Source organism: Streptomyces sp. NPDC048192, assembly GCF_043202415.1.
Taxonomy (GTDB): Bacteria; Actinomycetota; Actinomycetes; order Streptomycetales; family Streptomycetaceae; genus Streptomyces.
Genome location: NZ_JBIDAL010000039.1, coordinates 1 through 6,342 on the forward strand (window position 1 = coordinate 1; position 6,342 = coordinate 6,342).

Genomic DNA, 6,342 nt, shown 5'->3' on the forward strand with positions numbered 1-6,342 from the left:
TCCGCCAAGACCGCCCCTGACATGCCACCAGCCCACTAGACTCCCGACGATGCCTCTGACCAGGCCAGATAGCGAACCGCTGCTGGAGTACTAGGAGATCCGCAATTGCCGAGAACCGCGACCATGCGCTCAGGACACCCATCCGTACGGCGCCCGGTGGGCGCTTCTCGGAACCGCGCCGTGTGCGGCAGGGAGTCAGGCAGAGCCAAGGCGAGGGACTGGTCGTGGTCGAGCAGGACGCGCAGCAGCCGCTGGTGCGGGTCCAGGATGCCGGACGCGCCAAGCCGTTCAGCGCGGCGCGGGCGGGCGCCTCGGTGTCACCGGGTGCAGCACCGAGCGGGAGCCGGTGGAGCCGGGTGACCTTCAGGTGTCGCCCTCGCGCCACCGGCCACCCCGACGGATGTTGTCGCCGACGACGCCATGGCGGAGTAATGCGTCGGTCACTTGCCGACACCTGGGCATGCCGGGTTACTCCAGGTGGAGGTCGAGGCAGAGGCCCGGCCTGCGGGACCGGCTGGGTCCCACCCTGCACGGTCCGCGGACGGCCGCGAAGTGGCGGCCGCCTCGCTCGTCCTGCGACCAACCACCGCCACCGCGCTCTACGACCCGAAAGACCCCCTTCGACGAGGCCGTCGCCGCGTTCCATGTCCAGGCCTCCGGCGGGCCAGAGAACCTGTATGCGCCGGTGCTGTCCCTGACCACTGGCGACGCCGAACGGCCCGGCCTGCTCGGCTACACCAAGGGACTGCGTAGCCGCCGGCCACGGGCGACAGCAGGGCGGCCACACGACCCCGGATTGGCGCCGACACGATCCGCTTTGGCCCGGACCTTGCCCCACGAACGCCTGGCACTGCTTCGCCGGCAGCAGCGCCGCTCGTCCAAGGGGGCGATTGCGCTTTCACTTGTGACGTGCCCGGCCGCAGACCGACGTGCGGGCGGCCCGCCCAGACGGAGTCTGGGCGGGCTTGTTTGGTGGCGTAGGTTACGGACGCTGCGGCGTACCCGATGCAGGCAGCTCCGTACCGCAGTGCCGGCACTTGCCAGCTGCGGCAGGAATGTCCTCGGAGAGACAGGCGGGGCAGGTCTTCACCGCACCGGGCTCCTTGAAGGCGGCAACGCCGCGCCGGGCCTGGAATTTCTTGTAGGGCACGACGATCAGGAAGTAGACGACGGCCATGAAGATGATGAAGTAGATGACCGCCGAGATGAAAGACCCGATGTCGAGGAAGGTCGCCTTGTTCCCTGGCCGCCCGAGCTGCCACCCGAGCCCGAAGTTCCGGCCTCCTTGCGCCCGCGCGATGATCGGGTTGATCACATTGTCCGTGAACGACTTGATGAGGGTGCTGAACGCCAGCGCGACGATCAGACCGACCGCCACGACGACGATATCGCCGCGCATCAGGAAGTTCTTGAATCCCCTGAGCATCTTGTCTCTCCGTGCCGGCGTCGATTTGATGAGTGATCAGAACGCTAACGCCCCTGCCTCGCGCGGTCAGCGTGTGACGCGCAGGAATCGTGGCCGATGCACGGCCGCATCGTACGTCTGCCCCCGAGGGTCAGGAATGAATGGGAGGACGAAGTCAGGGTCGTTCTCGCGGAGAACCTTCAGCATGCCGGGGGGGGCTGGCCCTTCACGAAGTCATACTGGAGTACTCACCGGCCGGATATCCCACCTCGGCCGCCGTCGGTCACTCCTCACCCCACCTGAGAGACCCCCTCTGCACTCGCGCAGGCCACCCGTCCCAACTGCCGCTCTCCAGGGCACCCGCGAACGACTCCAGCAGCCCCCTCAGCGACGGGAAAGCCTCGCTCGGAACAGAACCCTCGCCATACTCCAGGACAGGGAAGCCGGACGCCCCAGAAGCATCAACGGCGTATCCGTAGTACTGCCCCTCGAAGTCCTGGACAACGGGAATCCAGGAAACCCTCCAGTGGTCCTCCAGGCCGTTCTCTTCCTCAGACCTCCGCCATTTGGCGTACACCTCGCCGATCTCGGAGCATCCCAGAAAGATCCTCCCGTAGGGGAAGATCGCCGAATCCAGGTGACGGTCAGGCACCACCCGCCCGCTGGGAAGGACTCGCGTCCTGTCCTTCGCCGTGCTGCCGTTGCTCATCCGCAGCAAAGCCTCAAGCACGTCGGGCACACCGAAGCCCAATGCCTCACGCAGAGACGCGATCTCCTTGTCCGTTGCCGGCCCGCACAGCGCCTGCGCACTGACTGGTGCGTTCGCCTCAAGCCAGTGGACGATCCGCCCCCACGCCGAGTGCACTTCGTCTACTTCGGACACTCCGGCTTCCACCCACTCAGTATCCATCAGAGCTATGCACCGGCGCCGCACGGCCCCATCGGCATGCCGCCTAACGAGCTCGTGCATGGTAGGCAGTGAGACGTCGAGGATGACGGTGGGGCGCCGTCCTCACCTCTGTCGTGCTGAAGTCAGGTCCGCGGTCTGCTGATGGGACAGCAGACCGGCGACGGCTTGGACGATGTCGCTCATGTGCTCGCGGCGGCCGAGATGGCGGGCCAGCGCCCGCCAGTTCTTCAAGTGCGCGATGCCGTGTTCGACCCGGATACGACGCGAGGAATGCGCCTTGCGCTGCCGCTCATGCATTTCCTCGTACCAGTCCGGAGCGTTCTTCTTGAACTTGCGATGCGGCGGTGTCACCACACGTCCGCCGCTCTGGGCACCCAGGCCCTGGTAGCCGGCATCGGCGAGAATCTCCACGACGGGGCCGTCGGCCAGGAGCTTGACCAGCCCTAACTGGCGAGCGTGGGTGATGTCCGCGCAGCTTCCCGGCTTGGTCGGGCTGCAGAACAGCACGCGGCCGTCGCCGTCCGTGACAACCATGGTCTTGACGGCGTTCTGCTTGTTCTTGCCGGAGATGAACTTGTCCCGGTCCTTGCGCCCGGCGGCCGGCCGGCGGACCCGGATCTCGGTGCCGTCGATGATCCCGGTCTTGCCGTCGGCGCCGAGGTGGCTGACGACCTCGGCCAGAGTCCGCAGCCGCACTCCGGGGCTGACGGTGCAGCCTCGCTCGGCGAGTAGTGGCCGCACCTCGCCGACGGCGCGGGTGATGGTGGAGCGGTCCACACCGAACCAGCAGGCCAGCACGTCATGAGTGACGGCATGGCGCAGATGCACGAGCGTGGCCAGGAGGCGGTCGACGAACACCAACCGGTGCTTCGCACCCGCGCCCACAGCCCGCTTCCGCGGCCTGGACGCGAGCTTGGTGTGGTGCCGCTCGAGCCACAACGGACCTACCTCAGCCACGAGTTCACCGATCACGTCAGCCGACAGGCCGGTGATCCTCCGGTCGCTGATGATCGCTGCACGAGACACGTTCCCCACCACACGACCATGATCGACGATCGAGAACTCGACGTCTCACTGCCTACCATGCACGAGCTCGTAAGGGCTGTCCCGTAATTGATCTTTGAGCGCGTCCGCGGTCGCCAGGTTCGGGCTGCGTGGGTGGTCTACACGGGCTGTAGGAGGTTGTGCAGGCGGGCAATGCCGAGCATCGCGGTGTGGACGCCGTTGCCCTTCAGGCGGCAGTCGCGGAGGATCTTCCAGGTCTTCATGCGCGCGAAGACGTGCTCAACGCGGGCATGGACCTGCTTGTGGGAGTGGGTGTGCTCTTTCTTCCAGTCGCACAGGTCACCGCCAGCAGGGCGACGGTGCGGAATAATTGGCCCAGTGCCCTGGTAGCCGCCGTCGGCGACGGTGATCGTCTTGCCGACTAGGGCGGCGGCACCCGACTCGGTCCACGCCTTGCAGTCGTTGCGATTGCCCGGCACGGGCCGGCCGACGGCGACGACCAAGCGGGAGTCGGCGTCGATGACCACCTGGTGGTTGGTCGAGTAGCGATAGTTCTTCGACTGCTCCGCCACCTGGTGGTCGCGGGTCGGAACCAGAGTCCCGTCCACGGTGAGCACCGTGCCGCGACGGAACTGCTGACGCTGGTGCAGCGCCAGCAACGGCTCCGTATGGCGGACGATCCGATCCGCCGCCGACTTGGACACCCCGAACAGCGGCGCGAGTTGCCGCAGAGTCAGGTTGGCGCGCCAATACGCCGCAACCAGAAGCACCCGCCCCCCACGGCAGCGACCAGGGACGGCCCGGCCGTGTCGCATCGGCTCCCTCGCGCCGCAGCTGGGTGAGCAGCTTCCCGAAGGCCCGCGGGCTCAGCCCGGTGAACGGGGCGATCCAGGACGGCTCCGACGCGGTGATCACATCAGGCACCGCAAGATCATCGCAGCTGTGATCGGCAGCTCTGGCGGGGACCGTTGAAAACCACCCTGCTCAATGTGGGACAGACTACTGGCTTCGATTCCCCACCCGCGCAGCTCGTGACGCACCACTGGGGGTCGGGGTCAACCGGGCACCCGCGCTACCGTCAGCCCCTCACCGTCGTGCCGCTCAACCAGGACCGCGCTGCCGGCGAGGTAGATCCAGCAGTTGGGACGGACGTCTTCGACCACCTCGGCGTGGTCCGCGATCAGAGAGGCCTCCAGCGCCACCGACGGCACCGCAAGGTTGTCCCAGAAGACGATCGCGAGTTCGCCCGGCTCGGCATGCGCAAGAACAGTCCTGCGCAGCTGCCCGCCATCGAATGCGTCGCACCGGTCGATCACCTCATGCCCACGCCAGTCCAGCCGGACCGACCCCGCCGCTCCGAAGCGGTCCAGACTCATGGCGGCAAATGATCGGTCCTCCTGATACGAGAGCACCATCACGGAGTCGCCGACGGCCTCCAGGAGAGCCGCGATCGCCCCCCGCTGTGTCCCGTACATCTCGCTGGCGCCCACGCTGCTCCTACCGTTCCCTCTGGACCTGAACGGCACCGAGCGCCGTTCAACCCGCCCCACGCCCCCGGCCGTCTTTCGCGGATCCTCATCAGCTCCGGGGCGGACCGGTCTCAGAACTCCCACCAGAGGTCGATGTTCGGGCGGACTCTCTCGCGCAGACAGCTTGAGTGCGAGTAGGCCCGCTGCCGTACATCACCGCCTCGCACCGGGTCGACAGCACCAAGCCTGACCTCCGTCGCTGCACTGTCCTGGTCGAGATCGACGATCTGGAAGCAGAAGCAACAGGTGGGGTTCAGGTTCAAGATGCCCTCTCACGTGGCCGGGACAACGGCGCCGACCACGCCGTCCAGCAGACCCTATGCCGAACAGACCTGGATAGCGGGACAGCCCTTACGACCTCGTGCACGGTTGGCCGTGGCTTGGCACACGAGTGGCTCGTTGAACTAGGCATGGTGGGGGCTGGGGCACGTGAGTTGATCGTGGCGGAGTACCGGGTCACCGGGTTGTCGCCCGCAGTAATCGCTGAACTCGTCGCTGAGGTGGGGCCGTTGTGGCACGAACAGCACCAGTCACGCCTGACGGCCCGGCTGCGGCGACGGGCTGTAGGAGCCGGAGCGAAGCACAGGTTCGTCTTCGTCGACCGACTGCTGGCCACCTTGGTGAGTCTGCGCCATGGCACCACTCATGACGTGCTGGCCTGCTGGTTTGACGTGGATCGCTCCACCATCACGCGCGCCATCGGCGAGGTGCGGCCGCTGCTCGCGCAGCGGGGATGCACCGTCGCGCCCGACGTCCGGCTGCGTACTCTTGCCGAGGTCGTCGAGTATCTGGGCGTTGACGGTCGGACCGGGATCATCGACGGCACCGAGATCCGGGTGCGACGCCCAGCCGCGGGCCGAAAGGACCGGGACAAATTCGTCTCCGGCAAGACCAAGCAGAACGCGGTGAAGTCCATGGTCGTCACGGACGCCGAGGGGCGCGTGCTGTTCTGCAGCCCGGTCCGGCCGGGCAGTTGCGCCGACATCACCCAGGCCCGACAGCTTGGACTGGCTCAGCTCCTGGCCGAGGGCCCGTTCCTGGAGATCCTCGCGGACGCCGGCTACCAGGGGATGGGCGCGCAGAGCGGCGGACGGGTGGTGACGCCGCCCCATCGCAAGTTTAAGAAGAACGCTCCCGCCTGGTACGAGGAACGACACGAGCAGCAGCGCAAGGCTCACTCCTCACGACGCATCCGCGTCGAGCACGGCATCGCACACCTGAAGAACTGGCGGGCTCTGGCGCGTCACCTTGGGCGACGCGAGCACATGAGCGACATCGTCCAAGCGGTCGCCGGTCTGCTCTCACACCAGCAGACTGCCACCCTCGGCCACGGCCATCATGGGTGAACACCGCAACGGCACACCTCGACGTGCCACGGCTAACCGTGCACGAGGTCGTTAGTGTGCTGCGCCAGAAATCACGAGGGTTAGTCGGTCTTGGTTTGGCTGTTGGGTGGGGTGATCCTCGCGAGGTAGTCGGCGAGGGACTTAAGG

At 66.8% G+C, this 6,342-nt stretch carries 5 protein-coding genes and 1 pseudogene; 1 reads left to right on the plus strand and 5 read right to left on the minus strand.

Translation table 11 applies throughout. The features are described from left to right. Nucleotides 1-982: 982 nt before the first annotated feature. The 5 genes and pseudogenes from ACGFZN_RS39845 to ACGFZN_RS39865 form a co-directional block, all read right to left on the minus strand. Nucleotides 983-1,426, minus strand: coding sequence for an MscL family protein (locus ACGFZN_RS39845; RefSeq protein WP_393863383.1), 444 nt, complete (start codon nucleotides 1,424-1,426; stop codon nucleotides 983-985). A 262-nt stretch (nucleotides 1,427-1,688) separates the two neighbouring features. Beyond that, the gene (locus ACGFZN_RS39850) at nucleotides 1,689-2,375 is read right to left on the minus strand and encodes an SMI1/KNR4 family protein (protein ID WP_393863384.1); all 687 of its coding nucleotides are present in this window, start codon (nucleotides 2,373-2,375) and stop codon (nucleotides 1,689-1,691) included. 42 nt (nucleotides 2,376-2,417) lie between these two features. Further along, nucleotides 2,418-3,353, minus strand: coding sequence for a transposase family protein (locus ACGFZN_RS39855; protein WP_393863385.1), 936 nt, complete (start codon nucleotides 3,351-3,353; stop codon nucleotides 2,418-2,420). A gap of 125 nt (nucleotides 3,354-3,478) precedes the next feature. Continuing rightward, nucleotides 3,479-4,244 (minus strand): annotated as a pseudogene (locus tag ACGFZN_RS39860) (transposase). A gap of 131 nt (nucleotides 4,245-4,375) precedes the next feature. After that, nucleotides 4,376-4,810: a hypothetical protein gene (locus ACGFZN_RS39865; RefSeq protein WP_074994799.1), complete on the minus strand. Its 435-nt coding sequence runs from the start codon at nucleotides 4,808-4,810 to the stop codon at nucleotides 4,376-4,378. Nucleotides 4,811-5,289: 479 nt separating this feature from the next. Between ACGFZN_RS39865 and ACGFZN_RS39870 the strand changes: the two genes are divergently transcribed. Further along, nucleotides 5,290-6,195 carry a transposase family protein gene (locus ACGFZN_RS39870; protein ID WP_393863386.1) on the plus strand — a complete coding sequence of 302 codons (906 nt, stop codon included), beginning with the start codon at nucleotides 5,290-5,292 and terminating at the stop codon, nucleotides 6,193-6,195. Nucleotides 6,196-6,342 lie beyond the last annotated feature (147 nt).